Source organism: Mycobacterium sp. 1245499.0, from assembly GCF_001673615.1.
GTDB classification, from domain to species: domain Bacteria; phylum Actinomycetota; class Actinomycetes; order Mycobacteriales; family Mycobacteriaceae; genus Mycobacterium; species Mycobacterium europaeum_A.
Genome location: NZ_LZMG01000038.1, coordinates 20,466 through 43,827, shown reverse-complemented (window position 1 = coordinate 43,827; position 23,362 = coordinate 20,466). Strand labels below are relative to the sequence as shown.

Below are 23,362 nucleotides of genomic sequence, written 5' to 3'. Positions count from 1 at the left end.
ACCCTGGTGCTGCGCAAGGACGCCGACCACTCCATCAACCGGCTGCGGCTGCGCAAGCTCTGACGGCGCGGCCGGGTCGGCAGGATGTTCTCGACGAGGTTGGGGCGGTTGATGGATCGCCAGATCTCGCGGGCCGCGGCCACCGCCTTGGTGTCGTTGAGCGCCGAGTAGTGGTGGAAGTGCGATTCGGGATCGGCGAACGCGGTGCTGCGCATGGCCAGGAACCGCGAGACGTACCACTGCTCGATGTCTTCGATCCGGGCGTCGACGTACACGCCGAAGTCGAACAGGTCCGACACCATCAGCGTCGGACCGGTTTGCAGCACGTTGAGACCCTCGAGGATCAGGATGTCCGGGTGGCGGACCACGTGCTTGGCCCCCGGGATGATGTCGTATTTCAGGTGCGAATACACCGGCGCGCAGGCGTAATCCGAACCGGATTTGACCGAGGTCACGAACCGCATCAGCGCCCGCCGGTTGTAGCTTTCCGGAAATCCCTTGCGGTGCATCAGGTTTCGCCGCTCCAGCTCGGCATTCGGGTACAGGAAGCCGTCGGTGGTGACCAGGTCCACCCGCGGGTGGTGGTCCCAGCGCGCCAACAGCGCCTGCAGCACACGGGCGGTCGTGGACTTGCCGACCGCCACGCTGCCGGCCACCCCGATGATGAACGGCACCGGCCGGTCGGGGTTTTGCTGCGGTTCGCCGAGGAATTCGGCGGTGGCGGCGAACAATCGCTGCCGCGCCGCGACCTGCAGGTGAATGAGCCGGGCCAGCGGCAGGTAGACCTCTTCGACTTCGAGCAAGTCGATCTGCTCACCCAGACCGCGCAGGCCGACCAACTCCTCCTCGGTGAGGGCCAGCGGCGTCGACATACGAAGCGCACGCCATTGCTTTCGGTCGAACTCCACATAAGGGCTCGGCTCGCTAAGCCGCGGCATAGTGCAAGTGTTACAGCAGCGCCGAAAAGCCCGACGGCTGGGCTGGCGAAAACTCGACGCCGGATAGCGCCGAGCGCCCTCGCTGTGGGGTTAATCGGCCGACTAGTCTCGTTCTCATGTCAGCCGACTTGACCCGCACCGCCACCTCGACCACGTCGCCGGGCGCCGAATACGCCGACACCGCGAGCGCTGCCTACCGCGCCGCATTGCAGGTGGTCGAGTCCGTCGAACCGCGCATCGCCGCGGCGACGCGCAAAGAGCTCGACGACCAACGTGCTTCGCTCAAGCTGATCGCCAGCGAGAACTACGCATCGCCCGCGGTGTTGCTGACCATGGGCACCTGGCTGTCGGACAAGTACGCCGAGGGCACCATCGGACACCGCTTCTACGCGGGCTGTCAGAACGTCGACACCGTGGAAAGCGTCGCCGCCGAGCACGCTCGTGAGCTGTTCGGGTCGCCGCACGCCTACGTGCAGCCGCACTCGGGCATCGACGCCAACCTCGTTGCGTACTGGGCGATCTTGGCCACCCGGATCGAGGCGCCGGGCCTGGCCGATGCCGGCGTCAAGCACGTCAACGACTTGTCCGAGGCGGAATGGGAGAAGCTGCGCAACAAGTTGGGCAACCAGCGCCTGTTGGGCATGTCGCTGGATGCCGGCGGCCACCTCACCCACGGCTTCCGGCCCAACATCTCCGGCAAGATGTTCCACCAGCGCAGCTACGGCACCGACCCCGACACCGGGTTCGTCGACTACGGCGCCGTTGCGGCCGCCGCGCGCGAGTTCAAGCCGCTGATCATCGTGGCCGGCTACTCCGCTTACCCGCGCCGCATCAACTTCGCGACGATGCGTGAGATCGCCGACGAGGTCGGCGCCACCCTGATGGTGGACATGGCGCATTTCGCCGGCCTGGTGGCGGGCAAGGTGTTCACCGGCGACGAGGATCCGGTGCCGCACGCCCATGTCACGACCACGACGACGCACAAGTCGCTGCGCGGTCCCCGCGGCGGCCTCATCCTGTGCCAACCCGAGTACGCCGACGCTGTCGACAAGGGCTGCCCGATGGTGCTCGGCGGGCCACTGTCGCACGTGATGGCGGCCAAGGCCGTCGCGCTCGCCGAGGCGCGGCAGCCGGCGTTCCAGGCCTATGCCCAGCGGATCGCAGACAACGCCCAGGCTCTGGCCGACGGCTTCCTCAAGCGCGATGCCCACTTGGTCACCGGGGGCACCGACAACCACCTCGTGCTGCTCGATGTCACATCGTTCGGCCTTACGGGACGTCAAGCCGAGTCGGCCTTGTTGGACGCCGGCGTCGTCACCAACCGCAACGCCATCCCCACCGACCCCAACGGCGCCTGGTACACCAGTGGCATCCGGCTCGGCAGCCCGGCGCTGACCACCCGCGGCTTCGGTCCGGCCGACTTCGACCGGGTGGCCGAACTGATCGTCGATGTTCTGGCCAACACGAAGCCGGAAGGTACCTCCAAGGCCAAGTACTCGCTGGCCGATGGCACCGCCGAACGGGTCAGCGCGGCCGCGGCCGAACTGTTGGACGCCAACCCGCTCTACCCGGGCCTCGCGCTCTAGGCTTCGCCGTAGGAGGGGCTCTAGAGTGCCCGGCGGGACGGGCCTGAGGACCTAAGTCACCAGTTGGCGCGACACGACCCGGCCGATTTCATGAACCTGTGTACGCGGGTTACAGTTATCTCATGGCCGAAAGACCTGTCGCTAACGCGCTGACCCTGGAACTTGAGCCGGTCGTCGAAGCGAACATCGACCGCCACCTGTCCACCGAAGAACTCTGGTTCGCGCACGACTACGTGCCGTTCGAACGGGGCGAGAACTTCGCCTTCCTCGGTGGGCGCGACTGGGACCCGTCGTCGATGACGTTGCCGAGGCCGTTGACCGACGCCTGCGAGATCATGTTGCTGCTCAAGGACAACCTGGCCGCGCACCACCGCGAGCTGGTCGAGCACTTCATCCTCGAGGACTACTGGGGCCGCTGGCTGGGCCGGTGGACCGCCGAGGAGCACCTGCACGCCATCGCGTTGCGCGAGTACCTGGTGGTGACCCGCGAGGTCGACCCGACCGCCAACGAAGAGGCCCGCGTCCAGTACGTCATGAAGGGCTACCGCGCCGACACCTACTCGCAGGTGGAGATCCTGGTGCACATGGCGTTCGTCGAACGGACCCACGCCGTGTTCTGCGAGAACCTGGCCGCGCAACTCGAGGAGCCCATCCTGGCCGGCCTGGTCGACCGGATCGCCCGGGACGAGCGCCGGCACGAACTGTTCTTCTCCAACCTCGTCGCGCACTGCCTCGAGTACACCCGCGACGAGACCATCGCGGCGATCGCCGCCCGCGCGGCCGACCTTCAGGTGCCCGGCGCCGACATCGACGCATATGCGGACAAGGTGCGAAACGTCGACGAGGCAGGCATTTTCGGTCCGGAGCAGCTGCGCCAGACGATCTCCGACCGCATCGCCGCATGGGGAGTCGCGGACGAGCCCCAGCTGCGGCAATTCGTCGTCGGCTAGGCCGGCCCGCACCCACCTCACCACATCGACCACCCACTGGGAGTGGTCGCGCTCCGCAACGTCGGCGCGCCTGCACAGCGGGCGGACGACCACGGGAGTAGCGTCGTTCTCGATGGTCAGCGTCAAGCTCTGCTGCCAGGGCGGCACCTCCCGTCACCACAACGGAAGGACCGGCCCCGGTCCTGGTGCTGCGGTTCCCGTCGACATGCCTGTGCGGGTCCGCGCGGGCTCATCCCGCTCGAGGAGCGCTACGTGACCGAAATCCGGACCTACGTGATCGACACTTCCGTGCTGCTGTCCGACCCCTGGGCGTGCAGCCGGTTCGCCGAACACGAGGTGGTTGTTCCGCTGGTGGTGATCAGCGAGCTGGAGGCCAAACGCCACCATCACGAGCTGGGCTGGTTCGCGCGCCAGGCGTTGCGGCTGTTCGACGATCTCCGGCTGGAACACGGTCGCCTAGATCAGCCCATTCCCATTGGGACACAAGGCGGTACGCTGCACGTCGAGCTCAACCACACCGACCCGACGGTGCTGCCCAGCGGCTTCCGCAATGACAGCAACGATTCCCGGATCCTCAGCTGCGCCGCGAACCTGGCCGCCGAGGGCAAGCGAGTCACGTTGGTCAGCAAGGACATTCCGCTTCGGGTCAAGGCCGCCGCGGTGGGCCTGGCCGCCGACGAGTATCACGCCCAAGACGTGGTGGCCTCCGGCTGGTCGGGCATGCGCGAGATCGAGACGGCCACCGAGGACATCGACGCGCTGTTCACCGACGGCGAGATCGATCTGGCCGAAGCGCGAGACTTGCCCTGCCACACCGGCGTTCGGCTGCTCGGCGGCAGCTCGCATGCACTGGGCCGGGTCAACGCCGACAAACGCGTCCAGCTGGTTCGCGGCGACCGGGAGGTGTTCGGGCTGCGCGGGCGCTCGGCGGAACAGCGCGTGGCGCTCGACCTGCTGCTCGACGAGTCGGTGGGCATCGTGTCGCTGGGAGGCAAGGCCGGCACCGGCAAGTCGGCGCTCGCGCTGTGCGCCGGTCTGGAGGCGGTGCTCGAGCGCCGGACCCAGCGCAAGGTGGTGGTGTTCCGGCCGCTGTATGCCGTCGGGGGTCAGGAGCTGGGCTATCTGCCGGGCAGCGAGAGCGAGAAGATGGGCCCGTGGGCGCAGGCCGTCTTCGACACCCTCGAGGGGCTGGCCAGCCCGGCCGTGCTCGAGGAGGTGCTGTCGCGCGGCATGCTCGAGGTGCTGCCGCTGACCCACATCCGCGGCCGCTCGCTGCACGACTCCTTCGTCATCGTCGACGAGGCCCAATCGCTGGAGCGCAACGTCCTGCTGACGGTGCTGTCGCGGCTGGGCACCGGATCGCGGGTGGTGCTCACCCACGACATCGCCCAGCGCGACAACCTGCGGGTGGGCCGCCATGACGGGGTCGCCGCGGTGATCGAGAAGCTCAAGGGCCATCCGCTGTTCGCCCACATCACGTTGTTGCGCAGTGAGCGATCGCCGATCGCCGCCCTGGTCACCGAGATGCTCGAGGAGATCGCGGGCCCGCAGTGAGCGCCTGACCAGCGCGCTCGATCCGGGGCAGGCCCGCCTTCGATAAACTTCCACGGTGGCGAAACGACCCGACACCCTCACCTGGCGCTACTGGCGCACGGTGGTCGGCGTGGCGGCCGCGGTCGCGGTGCTGGTGATCGGGGGGCTCACGGGTCACGTGACCCGCGCCGACGACCTCAGCTGCTCGGTCGTCAAATGCGTCGCCCTGACCTTCGACGACGGGCCGGGGCCGTTCGACGAGCGGCTGCTGCAGATCCTCAAGGAGAACGACGCCAAGGCGACGTTCTTTCTGATCGGCAACAAGGTGGCCGCCAACCCGGCCGGCGCCAAGCGCATCGCCGACGCCGGGATGGAGATCGGCAGCCACACTTGGGAACACCCCAACATGACCACGATCCCGCGCGAGGACATCGCCGCCCAGTTCACCAAGGCCAACGACGCGATCACCGCCGCGACCGGGCGCACCCCAAACCTGTATCGCCCCGCGGGCGGGCTGTCCGACCCCGTGGTGCGTCAGACGGCCGGCCAATACGGGCTGGCCGAAATCCTTTGGGATGTCATCCCTTTCGACTGGGCGAACGACTCGAACACGGCCGCGACCCGCTACATGCTGATGACCTACATCAAGCCGGGCTCGGTGGTGTTGCTGCACAGCACCTATTCCAGCACCGTCGATCTGGTGTATCAGTTCATCCCGGTGCTCAGGGCCAACGGGTACCGAATGGTGACGGTCAGCGACCTGCTGGGACCGCGAGCGCCCGGCAGCAGTTACGGCAGCCGCGAAAACGGTCCACCGGTCAACGGTCTGCACGACATCCCGCCCGCCGACATCCCCACGCTGCCCAACACGCCCTCGCCCAAACCGATGCCCAACTTCCCGATCACCGACATCCCTGGGCAGAACTCCGGCGGGCCGAACAACGGTGCCTAGCACACATTTCGGGTCGCCCGCGACTACGTTTGTAGGGTGATCACCGTGGGCTGGCTTCGGGATCGGCTTCCGCGACGATGGCGCGGTACGGCGCAGCGGCCAGCCGCCGGAGGGCGAAAGTCCTTTAGGCGATGGCTGTTTCAGTACGGGTTCGATCTCAGCCTGTCCTACGCGTTGGCCGTCGTCGAAGCGGCCGCCATCCTGATTCCGTTGCGGGGCCACACTTCCGTGGGCGCCAACGCGGACTTCGCGCGGCAGAACACTGCGCCGGTGATCCTGCTCATCGTGCTGGGCATCGTCAGTGTCGCGGTGGCCGGCGCCGTGAGCCTGGCTCCCACCGTGCGCTGGTTTGTCGCGGGCGCCGAACCCACTCCGCAACAACGCGAAGCCGTGATGAAGCTGGCCGGCCGTCAGTCGGCGATCCTGGTGACGTCCTGGGCGTTGACCGGCGGCATCTTCATCCTGCTGAATCTCGGTGGCGGGCCGCGGCTTCTGCTGCCCATCGGCCTCGGCGTGCTGCTCGGCGGGTCGGCGGCCGCCGGCACCGGGATGCTGCTCGCGCAGCGCACCCTGCGGCCCATCATGCGCGCCGCCACGCTTGGCGCCGAGCCGCGGCTGGCGGTGCCGAGCGTGTACGCCCGGCTGGTTCTGCTGTGGTTCCTGTGCAGCGCGTTCCCCATTGCCGTGATCGCGACGCTGGTCGTCTTGCGGTCGTACGGATGGCTGATCGAGAAGTCCGCGTCGTTGGACGTGCCGATTCTGGTGGTGTCATTGGCGGCGCTGGTGCTGGGGCTGCCGACGATGATCTTGACCTCGCGGTCCATCTCGGATCCGGTCGGCGAGGTCGTCGACGCGATGGCCGAGGTCGAGCACGGCCGCATGGAAACCTACGTCGGCGCCTACGAACGTTCCCAAATCGGCCGTCTGCAAACCGGATTCAACCGGATGGTGGCCGGTCTCGCCGAGCGGGACCGGCTGCGTGACCTGTTCGGACGCCATGTCGGGGCCGACGTCGCGCAGCGCGCCCTCAACGAGGGGGCTTCCCTGTCGGGCGACGTGGTCGAAGCGGCGGTGCTCTTCATCGACCTGGTCGGTTCCACCCAGTTCGCCGAAAGCCGCCCCCCACAGGAGGTCGCCGAGGTGCTCAACGACTTCTTCCGGATCGTGGTGCACGCCGTCGACGAACACCACGGCCTGGTCAACAAGTTCGCCGGCGACGCCGTGCTGGCCGTCTTCGGCGTGCCGTTGCCGACGAACGAACCGGCATCGTCGGCGTTGGCGACCGCGCGTGCGCTGGGGTCTCAACTGCGGCGGCTGCCGGTCGATTTCGGCATCGGCGTCTCCGCGGGGCGGGTGTTCGCCGGCAACATCGGCGCCGAGAACCGGTACGAGTACACCGTGATCGGCGACGCCGTCAACGAGGCCGCGCGATTGGCGGACCTCGCCAAAACCTCCGACCGGCGCATCCTGTGTTCGGCGGGTGCCGTCGATGCCGCGGGGGAGGCCGAGCGCGCGCAGTGGGCCGAGTGCTATTCGACGGTCCTGCGCGGGCGGTCCGAGGCCACCCACGTCTCGGCGCCGACGGGCTCCGCCGGCTAGCCGACCCGCGTCAGGACTTCGAGACCTTTAGCGCGGCAATGATCTTCCCGATGAGGCCCGCCGAAGCCGTGTCACCGATGGGGGTGCTGCCGATGAAGACGGTCACCGGCTTGGTGTCGACGGCGATGATGGTGACGGAGTCGCCCTTCACGTTACGGCTGGGGTCGGCGATCGTAACGTCGGCGTCGACGCGGACCGCCTTGGTGCCGTCCACGGTGATCGACGACGACTTCGTCGGCCCGAGCGTGGGCTGGGCGTTGGCGTAGCCGGGACCGGCGACGATGCATTGCATCAACTTCGTGGCCTGAGCCGTAAGGTCCATGCTGGCAACGAAATTGGTGACGCCGACCTCGGCCGTCATCATCCACTGATTGGCCCCGGGCACGTCCTGGGCGACACCCAGCCCGCCGATCAGGTTCGGGCCCTGGTCGTCGGAGAACACCGTCCACCCGCCCGGCGCCGCGCTGGCCGGGAAGGACAGCTTGCCGGCGGCGATCGAGTCGGTGCGGGGCATCTCGCCGCCCGACACGTTCGGGGTGCAATCCGTCGCGTTCTGCGCGGAGTTCTTGGGCGGGGAGGCCGACGTGCTCGTGGTCGAGGGCGCGGCGGCCGGCTTGTTGTCGTGACCGCCCCGCATCACCAACAGCGTCGCCACCAGCGCGATCACCGCGAGTACGACCAGACCGGCGACGATCAACCACGGCAGCTTGGAGCCGGACCCACCCGGCGGTGGCTCCGGGGGGTACGGGCCGCCCGGGCCTCCCGGCGGAAACTGCTGTCCGGGTTGGGGATACGGCTGGTTCGGGTAGGCGGGGCCGCCCGGCGGCGCATACGGGTACGGGCCGCCCGGCGGGTAGGCGTAGGGACCGCCCTGCGGATAGGGCCCGGGGCCGCCCTGCGGGTAAGGGCCGGGACCACCCTGCGGGTAGGGCCCGGGACCGCCCGCCGGCGGCTGCGCGCCCCAATTCGGGTCCTGCCCATATGGATTGCTTCCGTAGGGCCCCTGGCCGTAGGGACCACCGGGAGGAGCCGTCATGGAAAACCACCCTTACTCTCGTCGACCACCGCCGTCATCGGATGACGGGGTGGCTCAGTCTTCGGGCTTGACCTTGGCCATCGCCAGCACGTCGAGCCGCCGGTCGAGTTCTTCTTCGGACAGCTTCTCGCCGATCAGGCCCCGATCGATCACCGTCTGGCGAATCGTCTTGCGCTCCTTGAGCGCCTGCTTGGCCACCGCGGCGGCCTCCTCGTATCCGATCGCCGAGTTCAGCGGCGTCACGATCGACGGCGACGACTCGGCCAGCTCGCGCAGGTGCTCCACGTTGGCCGCCAGGCCGACGATGCAACGCTCGGCGAACAGCTTCGACACGTTGGTCAGCAGCTTGAAGGACTCCAGGATGTTGCGGGCCATCATCGGGATATAGACGTTGAGCTCGAAGGCACCGGACAAGCCGCCGACGGCCACCGCGGCGTCGTTCCCGATCACCTGCGCGGCAACCTGGGTAACCGCTTCCGGCAGAACGGGATTGACCTTGCCCGGCATGATCGAACTGCCCGGCTGCAGGTCGGGCAGCGCAATCTCGGCCAGGCCGGTCAGCGGGCCCGACCCCATCCAGCGGACGTCGTTGGCGATTTTGGTCAGTGACACCGCGATGGTGCGCAGCGCGCCGGACGCCTCGACCAGCCCGTCACGCGCCGCCTGGGCCTCGAACGAGTTGGCGGCCGTGCGCAATTCGCTCAGGCCGGTGGAGGCGACCAGCGTCTCGACCACCTTGGCGCCGAAGCCGTCGGGGGCGTTCAGGCCGGTACCGACCGCGGTGCCGCCGATGGCCAGCTCACCGAGCCGGGGCAGCGTCGCGCGCACCCGCTCGATGCCCGCCTCGATCTGGCGGGCGTAGCCGCTGAATTCCTGGCCGAGCGTCACCGGGACGGCGTCCATCAGGTGGGTGCGGCCGGACTTGACCACGGTGTGCCACTCGCGGGCCTTGCCGGCCAGCGCGTCATGCAGCACCTCGAGCGCCGGAATCAGATGGCGCACAGCGGCTTCGGTGGCCGCGATGTGGGTGGCGGTGGGGAATGTGTCGTTCGACGACTGCGACATGTTGACGTCGTCGTTGGGGTGCACCGTCACACCGTTGGCGGCGGCGATGCTGGCGATCACCTCGTTGGTGTTCATGTTGGAGCTGGTGCCCGAACCGGTCTGGAACACGTCGATGGGGAACTGGTCGTCGTGCTGCCCGTCGGCGATTTCGCCGGCCGCGGCGATGATCGCGTCGGCCTTCTCCGGCGCCAGCAGCCCCAGGTCCTTGTTGACCTGCGCGCACGCGCCCTTCAGCAAGCCCAGCGCGCGGATCTGGGTGCGCTCCAGGCCGCGGCCCGAGATCGGAAAGTTCTCGACGGCGCGCTGAGTTTGCGCACGCCACAACGCTTTTGCGGGTACGCGGACCTCGCCCATGGTGTCGTGCTCGATGCGGTACTCGGTGTCATCAGAGTCGTTCAAGGCCATAGATGGGTCTTCCTCGTTGTTCGATCGGCGGTCAGGGCAGGGGATAGGCGGCGGAGCTATCGCCGGTGAAGTCGATGGCGGAGTACTCGTTGAGCTTCGAAAGCCGGTGGTAGGCCTCGATCATCCGGACGGTGCCCGACTTCGACCGCATGACGATCGACTGGGTGGTGCACCCGCCGGGGTAGTACTGGACGCCCTTGAGCAGGTCACCGCTGGTGACCCCGGTGGCGCAGAAGAACACGTTCTCACCGGACACCAGGTCCTCGGTCGTCAGCACCTGGTCGAGGTCGTAGCCGGCGTCGATGGCCTTCTGGCGTTCCTCGTCGTCGGTGGGAGCCAGCTGCGCCTGGATCGCGCCGCCCATGCACCGGATGGCGGCGGCGGCGATGATGCCTTCCGGCGTGCCGCCGATCCCGGCCAGCATGTCGGTGCCCGAATGGGGCCGGCAGGCCGAGATCGCGCCGGCCACGTCACCGTCGGTGATCAGCCGGATGCGGGCTCCGGTCGCCCGGACCTCGTGGATCAGCTGGGCGTGCCGCGGCCGGTCCAGGATGCACACGGTCATGTCGCGCACCGACAACGCCTTGACCTTGGCGACGGCCTTGATGTTCTCGGCGATCGGCGCGGTGATGTCGAGCACGTGCGCGGCCTCGGGCCCGACGGCGATCTTGTTCATGTAGAACACCGCCGACGGGTCGAACATCGCGCCGCGGTCGGCCACCGCCAACACGGAGATGGCGTTGGGCATGCCCTTACTCATCAGGGTGGTGCCGTCGATCGGGTCGACGGCGAAGTCGCACTCCGCGCCGTCGCCATTGCCGACCTCCTCGCCGTTGTAGAGCATCGGCGCGTGGTCCTTTTCGCCCTCGCCGATGACGACGACGCCGCGCATCGACACGGTGTTGACCAGCTCACGCATCGCGTCGACGGCCGCCCCGTCACCGCCCTCTTTGTCGCCGCGGCCGACCCAGCGACCTGCGGCCATGGCCCCGGCCTCGGTGACGCGTACCAGTTCCAGAGCCAGGTTGCGGTCTGGGGCCTCACCGCGCGGTCTGCCCGGCGCGGGGGCCCCGCCGGCGGCGGCGGTCGAGTGGTCGCCCTCAACTGTCATGGTTGCCGATTGTCCCAGAAGCGGATCGGTCCGCTGGAACTGGGATACTTGGGGGATGACGGAGGAGCCGCCGCTGAATTCCCAGCGTGATGGGAGCGCCTCCGGCGCGCCGTCTCCGCCAGCGGGCCCCGCGCCCAGGCCGGCCAAACCCCGGCTGTTGCAGGACGGCCGGGACATGTTCTGGTCCCTGATACCGCTGGTCATCGGGTGCATCGTGCTGGCCGGCATGCTCGGTATGTGCTCGGTCCAGTTCGGCCACCACCAGGGCCCCGTCCCGTCGTACGACGCCGGTGCGGCCCTGCGCGCGGACGCCTCCGCGCTCGGCTTTCCCATCCGCCAGCCGCAGCTGCCCACCGGCTGGCAGGCCAACTCCGGCCACCGCGGCGGCATCCCGGGCGGCCGGACCGACCCCGCGAGCGGTCAACGGCTGAACGCGCCTGTTTCGGAGGTCGGGTACATCACCCCGACCGGGCTATACCTGAGCCTGACCCAGAGCAATGCCGACGAGGACAAGCTGGTCAATTCGATTCACCAGTCGGCCTACCCGACGGGGACCGTGGACGTCGGCGGCACCGGTTGGGTGGTCTACCAGGGCGCCGGTCAGAACGGCGCAGACGCCGAGCCGATATGGACGGCCCGGCTCAGCGGCCCGGGCGGCGCCACCCAAATTGCGATAACCGGCGCCGGAAACACCGATCAGTTCCGTACGCTGGCGTCGGCGACGCAATCGCAACCGCCTTTGCCAAGCCGCTAATCCACCAGCGCAAGCAGAGGGACGCATCAACGTGACTGCACCGGAGGCTGATCTGTCCGGGTGGTCGGCGGCACCGTTTAGCGCCGGCGGATACACCCATGACGTCTATCGCAAGGGCAGCGGCCCCGGGGTGGTGTTGATTCCGGAAATCCCCGGGATCCATCCCGGCGTGCTCGCCCTGGGTAATCACCTGGTGGACAACGGGTTCACCGTCGCGATGCCGTCGTTGTTCGGCCAGCCGGGCAAGGCCGAGACGGCAGGGTACCTCCTTGGCGTCATCGGACGTGCTTGTGTGGCAAGAGAATTCGCGGCGCTCGCGCTGAACAAGCAGCGGCCGGTGGCGTCGTTCCTGCGTGCGTTGGCCCGTGACCTCAACGCATCGACGCCAGGCAAGGGCGTCGGGGTGATCGGCCAGTGCTTCACCGGTGGCTTCGCGCTGGCCGCCGCGGTCGACGACAGCGTGCTGGCGCCGGTGCTGTCACAGCCGTCGGTCCCGGTCCCGCTCGGAGCGGCGCGGCGCCGCGACCCGGGCTTGAGCGAATCCGAGCTGGCCACCGTGGCCGACCGGTGCGCCAACGACGGCCTGTGCGCCATGGGATTGCGGTTCAGCGAGGACAAGATGGCGCCCGCCGAGCGGTTCGCGACGCTCAAGAAGCGCCTCGGCGATGCCTTCGAGGTGATCGACATCGATTCGGGCCCCACGAATCAGCACGGCTTCGGCAAGATGGCGCACTCGGTGCTCACCGACGAGGTCCGCGAGCTCGACGGCCACCCCGCCTACGAGGCCCGTAAGCGAGTTGTCGAGTTCCTCACGCAACGCCTTTTCTAGGTTCATTCAGGAGATTTTGCACGCGCATGGCTAACGACGACCTGGTGGTCGAAACCGGCTACGGCCCGGTCCGGGGCATCGAAGAAAACGGCGTCAAGGCGTGGAAGGGCGTTCGGTACGCGGCGGCGCCGGTGGGCGAGCTGCGTTTCCGGGCGCCGCAGCCGCCCCCGCGCAGTACCGAGGTCGTCGACGCCACCGCGTTCGGGCCGGCCTGCCCGCAACCGGTGTTTCCCAACATGCCGTTGGATCTTGGCGCGCCGCAGGGCGACGACTGCTTGCGGCTCAACGTCTGGGCGTCTTCTGACATCCACCCCGGTGACGCCAAGCCGGTGATGGTCTGGCTGCACGGCGGCGCCTACGTCCTGGGGTCGAGCAGCCAGACCCTCTATGACGGCCGCAGGCTGGTCAGCCACGGCGACGTCGTCGTGGTGACCGTCAACTATCGGCTCGGGGTGCTCGGTTTTCTCGACCTGTCGTCGTTCGATTCCGGTGGACGGCATTTCGATTCGAACGTCGGGCTGCGCGACGCGCTGGCGGCGCTGGAGTGGGTGCGCGACAACATCGCCGCCTTCGGCGGTGATCCGCGGCGGGTCACGCTGTTCGGCGAGTCCGCCGGGGCGGGGATGGTCACCACGCTGCTGGCCAGCCCGGCGGCCGAGGGTCTGTTCGCCGCCGCGATCGCGCAAAGCTCGCCGGCCACTTCGGTATACGACCGCGAACGTGCCGGCCGGGTGGCCCGGGCGTTCCTCGACCGGCTGGGAGTCGACCCCGCGGACTCCCGGCGGCTGATCGACATCCCGATGGCGGCGATCCTGGCCGCGACGCAACAGGTGTTCGACGAAGTGCCGGTGCGCAACCCGGGAACGCTGGCCTTCGTCCCGATCGTGGACGGCGATGTGCTGAGCGACTATCCGGTCAAGCTTGCCCAAGAGGGCCGCTCACATCCGGTCCCGTTGATCATCGGCACCAACAAGCACGAGGCGGCGCTGTTCCGGTTGATGCGCTCGCCGCTGATGCCGATCACGCCGAACGCGATCACATCGATGTTCAACCAGATCGCCGCCGAACAACCCGATCTGCAGTTGCCCACCGAGGAGGAGATCGGCTCGGCGTATTCGCGATTGCGGCGCAGGGCAAGGAGTTTGAACATCGCGACCGACGTCGGCTTCCGGATGCCGTCGGTGTGGCTCGCCGAGGGGCACGCCCGCGTTGCGCCGGTGTATCTCTACCGGTTCGACTACGCCACCCCGTTGTTGAAGCTGCTGATGGTCGGGGCCGCTCATGCCACCGAATTGCCTTTCGTCTGGGGCAATCTCGGCGCGCCCAAGGATCCCACGCTGAAGCTGGGCGGCACCAAGGCCGCCAAGGCGGTGTCCAAGAGGGTGCGCACCCGATGGATCAACTTCGCCGCACACGCCGCCCCCGCCGGTCCCGCCGGCGCGCCGGAATGGACACCGTATGAGGAGACCGACCGTTCCTGCTTGGTCATCGGCCGCAGCGACACCGTAGCGTACGACATCGACGCCGGCATCCGCGCGGCCTGGGGCAGCGACATGGTGAGCTTCCGCTAGGCGGATGCTTTGTCCGCCAAGGCTTGTCGCTTCATCTGGTCGAACATCTCGACGTAGTACGACAGGCATTCCGACAGTGCCTGCTCGGTGTTGAACAAGGGCTGGTAACCGAGGTCGCGCGACGCCTTTGCGATCGAAAAGAAGTTGTCCAGATACAGCCGCTCGACGGCGAGCGGCTCGAGCAGCGGCGCCGGTATCCCGAATCGGAAATGCAATCGCTGCCAACCCGTCATCGCCGCGCGCACCACGGGTCCGTTCACCCGGACCCGCGGCCACTTCTCCCCGCACGCCTCGACCACCGGCCTGGCGAACTCGAACATGTTGATCGGGTCGGCGTCGTTGATGAAGTACGCCTGGCCGGGCGCGGTGCCGCCGGGCGTCAGGTGTTCGGCGGCCAGGATGAAACCGTGAATCAGGTTGTGCACGTAGGAGTTGTCCAACCGGGCCGATTTGCGGCCGATCAGCACCTTGACGTGGCCGGCGATCACGCTTTCGAACAACTTGCGAAACATCGTTTGATCGCCCCGGCCCCAGATGCCGCTGGGCCGAATCGCACACGTCAACAGTCCGTCAACTCCGTTCTGTCCCAAGACGAATCGCTCAGCGAGCACCTTGGTCTCGGTGTAGAGGTCGTTGAACCGGTTGGTGTAGGGCAGCGTCTCGTCGCCGTTGACGATGTTCTGACCACCCATGACGACGCTGTTGGACGAGGTGTAGACGAAGCGCTGCACGCCGGCGGCCTGCCCGGCGCGGACCAGGTTCTCGGTACCCCCGACGTTGACCCCGAAGCTGCGCTGCCGGTACTCGTCGGTCACCGACGCGCCGCCCATCAGGTCGATGATGGCCGCAGTGTGGAAAACCGTGTCGATGCCGTCGACCGCTTGGGCGCACACGGCCGTGTCGGTGATGTCACCCTGCAGTACCTCCAGCTGCGGATGCGCCGGCAGCGGCGAGGGCGCACGGTCGAAGGAACGCACGAAATGCCCGCGGTCGAGCAAGGTGGACACCAGGTTGGCGCCGACGAATCCGGAGCCCCCGGTGACCAGGACACGGCCGAGTTCGGCCGTCAGCGATGGATCACCCATGGGCCAAAGCATAACTGAAACGTGTTCCAGTTCGGAAAAAGGTTTTCATCCACGCCCCCCGATGTCGCCGGATTCAAGCATCCTCAGGCTCGCCCGCCGTGAGCGCATCCTCGATCCTCTTGCGGGCACCAGCTAAGTGCTCCTCACACCGTTTAGCCAGCTGCTCGCCCCTTTCCCAGAGCTTCAGCGATTCATCTAGGTCCAGGCCGCCCTGCTCGAGCACCCGCACGACTTCGATCAGTTCGTCCCGGCAGGCTTCATACGCCAGGTGACTAATAGGTGTAATGGATTCGCTCTCCTGAGGGACGTCGGCGTTGTCCCCGCCGTCGTTTTTACGCGCCATCGGAGGGTCCTTCGCTCACTGCGGCCACGGCGCCGTCGGCCACCCGCACCCGCAGTCGGGTGCCCGCCGGCGCGTCGTCGACCGACCGGAGCACCTGGTTCGTCGGCCCGATGGCCTGCACCACGGCGTAACCGCGGGCCAGTGTGGCCGCCGGCCCCAACGTGGCCAGCCGCGCGCGCAGGTGGCCGACCCGCTCGGTCTCGGTGGCGGCCAGGCGGGTGATGTCGCGGCGCATCGCCGACCGGGCGCGGTGCACCTCCTCGGCGCGCGCCGTCAGCGCCGCCAGCGGCTCGGCCAGCACCGGGCGGCTGCGGATCTGGGCCAGGGCCCGTTGCTCGCGGGTCACCCAGTTGCGCAATGCCTGCGCGCTGCGCCGGCGCAGGTCGTCGAGCAGCCGCTGCTCGGCGGCGGTGTCGGGGACCACCTTCTTCGCGGCGTCGGTGGGGGTGGCCGCGCGCAGATCCGCGACCAGATCGCACAGCGGGTTGTCGGGTTCGTGGCCGACCGCACTGATCACCGGGGTGCGGCAGGCCGCGATGGCGCGGCACAGCGTCTCGTCGGAGAACGGCAGCAGGTCCTCGACGCTGCCGCCGCCGCGGGCGAGCACGATGACGTCGACATCGGCGTCGCGGTCGAGTTCGCCCAGCGCCTCGACGATCTGGGCGACCGCGTTGGGTCCCTGCACGGCGGTGTTACTGACCGCGAAGCGCACCCCGGGCCAGCGTGCGGCTGCCACGGTGGTGACGTCGCGTTCGGCGGCGCTGGCCCGCCCGGTGATCAGTCCAATCATGTTGGGCAGGAAGGGGATCGGACGCTTGAGCCGGGGATCGAAGAGGCCTTCGGCATCCAGCAGCCGGCGCAGCCGATCGATGCGGGCCAGCAGCTCACCCACCCCGACGGCGCGAATGTCGGACAGCCGCAACGAGAATGTGCCCCGGCCCGTGTAAAACGATGGCTTGCCGCGCACCACCACCTGCGTGCCCTCGGCCAGCTTCACCGGCGCGTTCAGCACCAGATCGCGCGGGCAGGTCACGGTCAGCGACATGTCGGCGGCCGGGTCACGCAGCACCATGAACACGGTTTTGGAATCCTGGCGCATCGAAATCTGGGCCAGCTGACCCTCGACCCAGACGGTGCCCAGCTTGTCGATCCAGCCCGCGACCCGGATGGCCACCGCGCGCACCGGAAACGGATTCTCGGCGGAGTTCGGTTCGGAGGTAACGGCCGGGGTCACTTCGCGTTCGCGCGGGTGATCCTGTTGGCGAGCAGCGTCTGGAACGGTGCACGGCCCTTGGTGGCCTGCTCGTAGGCCAGCAGCGCTTCGAGCTCGTCGACGCTCAGCGACTGCAGACGCGCCCGCAGCTGCGCCAGCGTCAGCGACGTGTAGTCCAGCTCGGTGACCACTTCCGGTTGCGGAACCGAGGCGCCGGCCGCCGGTTTCTTCGATTGCCGGGCCGGCCGGGTCAGGGCGCTGGCGTCCTCGTGCGCGTCGGCCACCGAGTACAGGGCGAACCGGCCCTCGGCCCTGCGCTCGCCCTCACCGCCGTCCTGCAACGCGCCGTACGCCCCGTCGGCCGCGTCATCGATGTCCTCGTCGAAGGTCGCCCATTCCGGCTTCTCGTCTTTGGGCGGGAAGATCGATTCGAGGGTGCTGTCGCCCTTGATAGCCAGCTCGGCAAGGTTCTGCTGGAAGCGCATCACGATGTGCGCTGCCTGGCTGGCCAGTGTCATCGGGTACATCAGGATGGTTTTCGGCAGCCTGATGGTCTCTTCGACCGCGACTGTTGCCGCGCCGACCAGCAGCCGAACTCCATACGGTGCAGTGCCCATGGGTCCAAGATTGCCCTAAGCGGCGGCTAACTCCAAGCCCAGCGGCGCGAGCTGGCAAGCCCGTGTCCGCGGTAAGTACCCTGGACGTCATGCCGCCGACTATCGACATGGGGATTCCCGGCCTTGTGGGAGGACCAGCGCGTTCGGTAGCCGGCGACCCAGTCCGCAAGCGTGTGCTCCTGGCCGAACCGCGTGGTTACTGCGCGGGCGTCGACCGGGCCGTGGAGACCGTGGAACGCGCACTGGAAAAGCACGGGCCGCCGGTCTACGTGCGTCATGAGATCGTGCACAACCGCCACGTGGTCACCACCCTGGAAAAGGCCGGCGCGGTGTTCGTCGAGGAGACCGACGAGGTTCCCGAGGGGGCCATCGTGGTGTTTTCCGCGCACGGCGTCGCGCCCACGGTGCACGCCGCGGCCGCCGACCGGAACCTGCACACCATCGACGCCACCTGCCCGCTGGTGACCAAGGTGCACAACGAGGCCAGGCGTTTCGCGCGCAACGACTACGACATCCTGCTGATCGGCCACGAGGGCCACGAGGAGGTCATCGGGACCGCGGGGGAGGCGCCCGACCACGTGCAGCTGGTCGACGGGGTCGCCGCCGTCGACAACGTGACCGTGCGTGACGAGAACAAGGTGGTGTGGCTCTCACAGACCACGCTGTCGGTCGACGAGACCATGGAAATCGTCGAGCGGCTGCGGCAACGATTCCCCAAGCTGCAGGATCCGCCCAGCGACGACATCTGCTACGCGACCCAGAACCGCCAGGTGGCGGTCAAGGCGATGGCACCCGAGTGTGAGCTGGTGATCGTCGTCGGGTCCCGCAACTCGTCGAACTCGGTGCGGCTGGTCGAGGTCGCCTTGGGTGGCGGGGCCGCGGCCGCGCACCTGGTGGACTGGGCCGACGACATCGACCCGTCCTGGCTCGACGGCGTCACCACGGTGGGCGTCACCTCCGGGGCGTCGGTTCCCGAGGTCCTGGTCGAGGGCGTGCTGGCGCGGCTGGCCGAGTGCGGCTTTGAGGTGGTGCAGCCGGTCACGACCGCGCAGGAGACCCTGGTGTTCGCGTTGCCGCGGGAGATCCGGTCAGTTCGCTGAGCTTGCGACGTGCGTTAGACGTCGTATTCCCAGGATTCCGCCGGCGACCGGCCGGGCGTCCGCGTGCGGCTGCGCCGCTCGGTGTGCGGCTCGCGGGGCGGTTCCTGCGAACCGGCGCCCCGGTAGCGGACCTGGGAGATGGGGTGATGGGTTCCGTTCGAGCCGGTTGACGGGGGACGCCGGCGCCTCGGTTCATACGGCGGCGCGTACGGTTCGCGGCTTTCGTACCGGCCCCCGGAAGTCGGGCCGCTCGGCGGCTCATACCTGTCCCCGTAGGACTCAAAGCCGTCGAAACGGCTGCTCCGCGGGGTGGGCCGGTCGTAGGGGCTGCGGCGGGGGCGCGGTTCGCGACGCGGTTCCCGGGCCGATTGGCCACGCGGATCGGCGTCGGCGTCCGGCCTGGGTCGGCGGGACCGTCGGGGCGGCTCGGCGGCGTCATAATCGCGGGCCGACGCGGCGGTGCGGCGGGTGCTGCGCCGGGGACGTTCGGGCCGCTCGGCTGGTTCGGACCCGTCGCCCAACGGCTCGCGGGAATGCCGGGAACGGCTACGGGCCGAGCGGGTCGTGGAGCGGGTGCTGCGCGTCGTGCGGCGCGTCCTCGACGACGAGCTCGACCTGCGGGCGCGGCGGGCATCGGTGGTTTCGTCGGTGTCGTCGTCGGTATCCGACTGCAGCACCGACTGCGCCTTGGCGACGATGCCATTGAAGAACGACTTGACGGCCACACCGGCGGTGTCCGGAGCGTCTTCAGAGGCGCCCGCCGATGTCCTTGTCTTGTAGGCGTTTCCGAAATACCAGCGGGCCAATCCGATCGCCAGCACGCCGCCGGCGGTGCCCAGCATCAGCGGGAAGCGCTCGATCAGCGGATAGCCACAGTTGATCAGCAGGTCTTTGAGGCGGCCGACCTTGGCATCGTGGAACAGCCAGTAGGCGCCCGGCACCGCGCCGAACAGGATCAGGGGCGGCTGGATGATCGTGGTGAAGATGCCGTCCTGGCGCACCGCCAGCACCGCCGCCACGCAGCCGGCTATATAGAAGCCCGCGAAGACGTGGGTCAGCTCCTTGTGACCAGCGTCGATTCCGTAACCGATGGCGGTCGCGGTGACGGCGATAAGCAGGGCTGCGTACCAGGGGACACCTGGGATGTTTGGAAGGATCGAACGGTGACCATCCGCCACCGTCGAACTCGCCCGCTGTGCTGACACATGTAGACCGTACCGGGAATGGGCCGAAAGGCCCGTAAATACCTCGTTGCGATCCTGCGCGCGCCATGCCGGCGTGCAGTATCGGCGGTGATCAACGGTCCCCGGCGCCCGTGGTCGCCAGGACCCCTAGACTTGGTTCCCCGTGAGCCTGAGCCTGGGAATAGTGGGGTTGCCCAACGTCGGCAAGTCGACCTTGTTCAACGCGCTGACCCGGAACAACGTGGTGGCGGCCAACTATCCGTTCGCGACGATCGAGCCCAACGAGGGCGTCGTCCCGCTGCCCGATCCCCGGCTGGACAAGCTGGCCGAGATGTTCGGCTCGGAGAAGATCGTTCCGGCGCCGGTCACGTTCGTCGACATCGCCGGAATCGTGAAGGGCGCCTCCGAGGGCGCCGGCCTGGGCAACAAGTTCCTGGCCAACATCCGCGAGTGTGACGCGATCTGCCAGGTGGTGCGGGTGTTCGCCGATGACGACGTGGTGCACGTGGACGGCAAGGTCGACCCGCGCGCCGACATCGAGGTGATCGAGACCGAGCTGATCCTCGCCGACATGCAAACCCTGGAGAAGGCCGTGCCGCGGCTGGAGAAGGAAGCCCGCAACAACAAGGAGCGCAAGCCGGTGCACGAGGCCGCCGTCGCCGCGGAGGCGGTGCTGGACTCGGGCAAGACGCTGTTTGCGGCCGGCGTGGACGCCGCACCGCTGCGCGAGCTGAACCTGATGACCACCAAGCCGTTTCTGTACGTGTTCAACGCCGACGAGTCAGTGCTGACCGACGATGCCCGCAAGGCCGAGCTGTCCGCGATGGTCGCCCCCGCGGACGCGGTGTTCCTCGACGCGAAGATCGAGGCCGAACTCCAAGAGCTCGACGACGAGTCGGCCGCCGAGCTGCTGGAGTCGATCGGGCAAACCGAGCGGGGACTGGATGCCTTGGCGCGGGCCGGTTTTCACACCCTCAAGCTGCAGACCTACCTGACGGCGGGCCCAAAAGAGGCGCGCGCGTGGGTGATTCATCAGGGCGACACCGCACCGAAGGCCGCCGGGGTGATCCACACCGATTTCGAAAAGGGCTTCATCAAAGCCGAGATCGTCTCCTACGACGACCTCATCGCCGCTGGCTCGATGGCGGCGGCCAAAGCGGCGGGCAAGGTCCGCATGGAGGGCAAGGACTACGTGATGGCCGACGGCGACGTGGTCGAGTTCCGGTTCCAAGCAACGTCTGGGGTGAAGAAGTGAGAGGACCGGGACGGTGTCAATCCACGTAAACGTCGACAACTTTGTTCGGGCAGAAACCCACCGGATGTTTCGCGATATTCAGGCTGACGCCGGAAGCGTTGGTACATTTCGGCACAACCGCACACCTGCGCGCATCGACGAGCAGACAGTGATCAGGCTGAATCGGGATACCCTTTACAGCTTCGCGATCGTTGATCTTGCCGAACCGGCCCGACTCACCCTGCCCGACGCCGACGGTCGTTACTTATCGGCGATGGTCGTCAGCGAAGACCACTTCGTGAATGATGTCATCCACGAACCGGGCGAGCATCTTCTAACCAGCGACAAGTATGGGTCGCGCTATGTGCTCGTCGGTGTGCGGATCCTGGTCGATCCCAACGACTTTGCGGACGTGGCCGCCGTCGGTGCCTTGCAGGATCGTCTTGTGCTGCAGACGGGTGCGTCACAACCGTTCGCGATGCCCGAATACAACCCGGAAAGCCTCGATGCGACCCGCGACGCCCTGCTTGCCCTGGCTCGCGGGCTCGACAACTTCGACCGCATGTTCGGTGCCCGGACGGCGGTGGATCCGGTTCGTCACCTCATCGGATCAGCCGCCGGATGGGGAGGGTTGCCCACGTCTGAAGCGGCTTACATCGGCGTAGCTCCTAACGTCGCGCCCGGCGACTATGACTTGGTGTTCGACGACGTGCCCGTCGACGCCTTCTGGTCGGTGTCGGTCTACAACAAGCGTGGGTTCTTCGAACTGAACGAGGCGAACCTCTATACGGTCAACAGCGTTACCGGCGTGCCCAACGCCGACGGGTCGGTGACTGTTCGTTTCGTTGCGTCGGCTGGCGACGATCCGCCCCCTAACGCGATTGTGACGCCGGAAGGTTGGAACTATCTCATCCGCCTCTACCGGCCTCGCGCTGAGATCCTCGATGGCAGTTGGACGCCGCCGGCGCTTACCGCGCGCGGTGAGTCCTGATGCACGGCGGTGTGGTCGAGTTCCGGTTCAACGTGTAACGCTAAGCAGTAGCGCGGAGCAGGCAGGTGCGAATTGGTCAGACTCTCGAAATTCCGTTCTGACGACGCGCGTGCCGCCTATCTCCGGCTGTACGACGCGGCGCTGTCGGCCAGCTCTGTCCCAATCACCGAATCTGACGTTGAGACATCCTTTGGCAGCACCCATGTGCTTCATGCAGGAGACCGGTCGAAGCCGTCGCTTGTGGCGCTCCATGGGTCGTCGATCAGCTCCACGTCCTGGGTGCCGCTCCTTCGAACTCTCACCGCTAACCACAGCGTCACCATGATCGATGCTATCGACGAAGCCGGCAAGAGCGTCGCTGCGAAGCCGACCAAGACCATCGCTGACATCGTGACTTGGCTTGATGAAACGATGCGCGCTCTAGACATTCAGCGCTCGGCGTTTGTGGCCGCTTCGCGTGGCACGTGGATATCCACCCACTACGCGACTGTCTTCCCCGACAAGGTGGAGCGCTTGGCGCTGTTGTGTCCAGTTGGCATCGCGGGCGGAATGAGCCCGCTTCATGGTCCCGGGGACTCGCGCCGCTGCTTCTGCCGCTCAGGGAGGAACACGTCTGGCGCGTGCTCGACACAATGGTGATGCCTCAGAACCGCAAACTGTTGCGCCAACAGCCGTGGATGCCGTCCATGAGTCAATTTGTCTATGGTGCAATGCATTTCAAGATGTCTTTCAGGAACGCTCAGCCTCGACCTTGGCCATTTCGCAGTGATTGCGAACTAGATCGACTCACGGCGGTTCCTGTGCTGGCTGTCATCGGCAGAGACGAGTCGGCGCTGAACGGTCCGAAGGCCGCACGCATGTTGCGTGAGACGCTACCGGATGCACGGATCGAGGTCGTCGACGATGCGAACCACATCGTGATGGCGGATCAAGCCGCAACCGTAGAGAAGCTGCTCGTCGAGCTCCTCGGTGACGTGAACTGAGGGCCGCCTTCTCGTGACTCTCGACCTGACTCTCGACCGCGACATGGTGAAGTTTCCGGTCACAATGGCGGTTCTGTTGCTGGGTGCGTGGGTGCTGGGCGCGTCGGCCGCGGCCCGCCATCGCCGGTCCGGTGATCGCGCTGACCGGGCGGATCTTGAGGCTCGATCCGGTTATCGCACTCCCGATCGCGGTCGGCGTCGCGGATCCCGCGGCTGCCCTGTGCCTGAAGGCCGTCGGCGCGCTACGCGGCAAGGCGGTCGATTTCACGGCTGACTAGGTCGG

Annotated in this window: 23 protein-coding genes; 14 read left to right on the top strand and 9 right to left on the bottom strand. The window is 67.6% G+C overall.

The genetic code is table 11. The features are described from left to right. Positions 1-938, bottom strand: a 938-nt coding sequence (gene coaA / locus A5646_RS01815; protein WP_231998209.1) for a type I pantothenate kinase, incomplete at its 3' end; no start/stop codon positions are given. Between the two features lie 116 nt (positions 939-1,054). Between coaA and A5646_RS01810 the strand changes: the two genes are divergently transcribed. The 5 genes from A5646_RS01810 to A5646_RS01790 all read left to right on the top strand — a co-directional run bounded on the left by A5646_RS01810 (position 1,055) and on the right by A5646_RS01790 (position 7,558). Next, positions 1,055-2,524 carry a glycine hydroxymethyltransferase gene (locus A5646_RS01810; protein WP_066869151.1) on the top strand — a complete coding sequence of 490 codons (1,470 nt, stop codon included), beginning with the start codon at positions 1,055-1,057 and terminating at the stop codon, positions 2,522-2,524. Positions 2,525-2,646: 122 nt separating this feature from the next. Then, positions 2,647-3,474, top strand: coding sequence for an acyl-ACP desaturase (locus tag A5646_RS01805; protein ID WP_067019451.1), 828 nt, complete (start codon positions 2,647-2,649; stop codon positions 3,472-3,474). A gap of 252 nt (positions 3,475-3,726) precedes the next feature. Further along, positions 3,727-5,028 (top strand): PhoH family protein, encoded by a 1,302-nt coding sequence (locus tag A5646_RS01800; RefSeq protein ID WP_066881567.1) that lies wholly within the window; start codon positions 3,727-3,729, stop codon positions 5,026-5,028. A 55-nt stretch (positions 5,029-5,083) separates the two neighbouring features. After that, a complete protein-coding gene (locus A5646_RS01795) occupies positions 5,084-5,959 on the top strand; it encodes a polysaccharide deacetylase family protein (RefSeq protein ID WP_067019441.1) in 876 nt (291 codons plus the stop codon). 135 nt (positions 5,960-6,094) lie between these two features. Then, complete coding sequence (locus tag A5646_RS01790; RefSeq protein WP_067019448.1) at positions 6,095-7,558, top strand: adenylate/guanylate cyclase domain-containing protein; 1,464 nt, start codon at positions 6,095-6,097, stop codon at positions 7,556-7,558. 10 nt (positions 7,559-7,568) lie between these two features. Here A5646_RS01790 and A5646_RS01785 read toward each other — a convergent pair whose 3' ends face one another. Genes A5646_RS01785 through glpX form a run of 3 tightly spaced genes read right to left on the bottom strand, consistent with a single transcriptional unit; the run spans position 7,569 to position 11,175 of the window. After that, positions 7,569-8,594: a hypothetical protein gene (locus A5646_RS01785; RefSeq protein ID WP_067019438.1), complete on the bottom strand. Its 1,026-nt coding sequence runs from the start codon at positions 8,592-8,594 to the stop codon at positions 7,569-7,571. A gap of 54 nt (positions 8,595-8,648) precedes the next feature. After that, entirely contained in the window at positions 8,649-10,064 is a 1,416-nt protein-coding gene (locus A5646_RS01780; RefSeq protein WP_066881564.1) for a class II fumarate hydratase, read from the bottom strand. Positions 10,065-10,095: 31 nt separating this feature from the next. Then, entirely contained in the window at positions 10,096-11,175 is a 1,080-nt protein-coding gene (gene glpX, locus A5646_RS01775) for a class II fructose-bisphosphatase (protein WP_156749083.1), read from the bottom strand. 55 nt (positions 11,176-11,230) lie between these two features. On the opposite strand from glpX, the gene A5646_RS01770 reads away from it, so the two are divergent. Genes A5646_RS01770 through A5646_RS01760 form a run of 3 tightly spaced genes read left to right on the top strand, consistent with a single transcriptional unit; the run spans position 11,231 to position 14,329 of the window. Beyond that, complete coding sequence (locus A5646_RS01770; RefSeq protein ID WP_067019435.1) at positions 11,231-11,929, top strand: DUF4245 domain-containing protein; 699 nt, start codon at positions 11,231-11,233, stop codon at positions 11,927-11,929. Between the two features lie 31 nt (positions 11,930-11,960). Beyond that, a complete protein-coding gene (locus A5646_RS01765) occupies positions 11,961-12,758 on the top strand; it encodes a dienelactone hydrolase family protein (RefSeq protein ID WP_067019432.1) in 798 nt (265 codons plus the stop codon). Positions 12,759-12,784: 26 nt separating this feature from the next. Next, positions 12,785-14,329, top strand: coding sequence for a carboxylesterase/lipase family protein (locus A5646_RS01760; RefSeq protein ID WP_066869130.1), 1,545 nt, complete (start codon positions 12,785-12,787; stop codon positions 14,327-14,329). On the opposite strand, the gene A5646_RS01755 is transcribed toward A5646_RS01760, so the two are convergent. The 4 genes from A5646_RS01755 to A5646_RS01740 form a co-directional block, all read right to left on the bottom strand. Continuing rightward, positions 14,326-15,426, bottom strand: coding sequence for an NAD-dependent epimerase/dehydratase family protein (locus A5646_RS01755; protein ID WP_067019429.1), 1,101 nt, complete (start codon positions 15,424-15,426; stop codon positions 14,326-14,328). The genes A5646_RS01760 and A5646_RS01755 overlap by 4 nt on opposite strands. A gap of 61 nt (positions 15,427-15,487) precedes the next feature. Then, entirely contained in the window at positions 15,488-15,757 is a 270-nt protein-coding gene (locus A5646_RS01750; protein ID WP_067019425.1) for an exodeoxyribonuclease VII small subunit, read from the bottom strand. Next, positions 15,747-16,991 carry an exodeoxyribonuclease VII large subunit gene (xseA, locus tag A5646_RS01745; protein ID WP_067019423.1) on the bottom strand — a complete coding sequence of 415 codons (1,245 nt, stop codon included), beginning with the start codon at positions 16,989-16,991 and terminating at the stop codon, positions 15,747-15,749. The genes A5646_RS01750 and xseA overlap by 11 nt, the downstream gene beginning before the upstream one ends. Continuing rightward, positions 16,988-17,587, bottom strand: a complete 600-nt coding sequence (locus tag A5646_RS01740; RefSeq protein ID WP_067019420.1) for a lipid droplet-associated protein — start codon at positions 17,585-17,587, stop codon at positions 16,988-16,990. The genes xseA and A5646_RS01740 overlap by 4 nt, the downstream gene beginning before the upstream one ends. Before the next feature lie 89 nt (positions 17,588-17,676). Between A5646_RS01740 and A5646_RS01735 the strand changes: the two genes are divergently transcribed. Then, a complete protein-coding gene (locus A5646_RS01735; RefSeq protein ID WP_067019417.1) occupies positions 17,677-18,687 on the top strand; it encodes a 4-hydroxy-3-methylbut-2-enyl diphosphate reductase in 1,011 nt (336 codons plus the stop codon). A gap of 14 nt (positions 18,688-18,701) precedes the next feature. Here the strand turns inward: A5646_RS01735 and A5646_RS01730 are convergent, their stop codons facing one another. After that, the gene (locus tag A5646_RS01730) at positions 18,702-19,892 is read right to left on the bottom strand and encodes a DUF6542 domain-containing protein (protein WP_197505090.1); all 1,191 of its coding nucleotides are present in this window, start codon (positions 19,890-19,892) and stop codon (positions 18,702-18,704) included. 142 nt (positions 19,893-20,034) lie between these two features. Here A5646_RS01730 and ychF point away from each other — a divergent pair, with 142 nt between their 5' ends. From ychF to A5646_RS28680, 5 genes are all read left to right on the top strand, one after another. Further along, entirely contained in the window at positions 20,035-21,126 is a 1,092-nt protein-coding gene (gene ychF / locus A5646_RS01725; RefSeq protein ID WP_067019414.1) for a redox-regulated ATPase YchF, read from the top strand. Positions 21,127-21,139: 13 nt separating this feature from the next. Continuing rightward, positions 21,140-22,096, top strand: coding sequence for a DUF1214 domain-containing protein (locus A5646_RS01720; RefSeq protein ID WP_067019410.1), 957 nt, complete (start codon positions 21,140-21,142; stop codon positions 22,094-22,096). A gap of 72 nt (positions 22,097-22,168) precedes the next feature. Next, on the top strand, positions 22,169-22,735 hold the full coding sequence (locus tag A5646_RS01715; protein WP_082976116.1) for an alpha/beta fold hydrolase: 567 nt from the start codon (positions 22,169-22,171) through the stop codon (positions 22,733-22,735). Between the two features lie 161 nt (positions 22,736-22,896). Further along, positions 22,897-23,079 (top strand): alpha/beta fold hydrolase, encoded by a 183-nt coding sequence (locus A5646_RS29325; RefSeq protein ID WP_066869102.1) that lies wholly within the window; start codon positions 22,897-22,899, stop codon positions 23,077-23,079. Between the two features lie 131 nt (positions 23,080-23,210). Continuing rightward, complete coding sequence (locus A5646_RS28680) at positions 23,211-23,357, top strand: hypothetical protein (RefSeq protein WP_156765490.1); 147 nt, start codon at positions 23,211-23,213, stop codon at positions 23,355-23,357. Positions 23,358-23,362 lie beyond the last annotated feature (5 nt).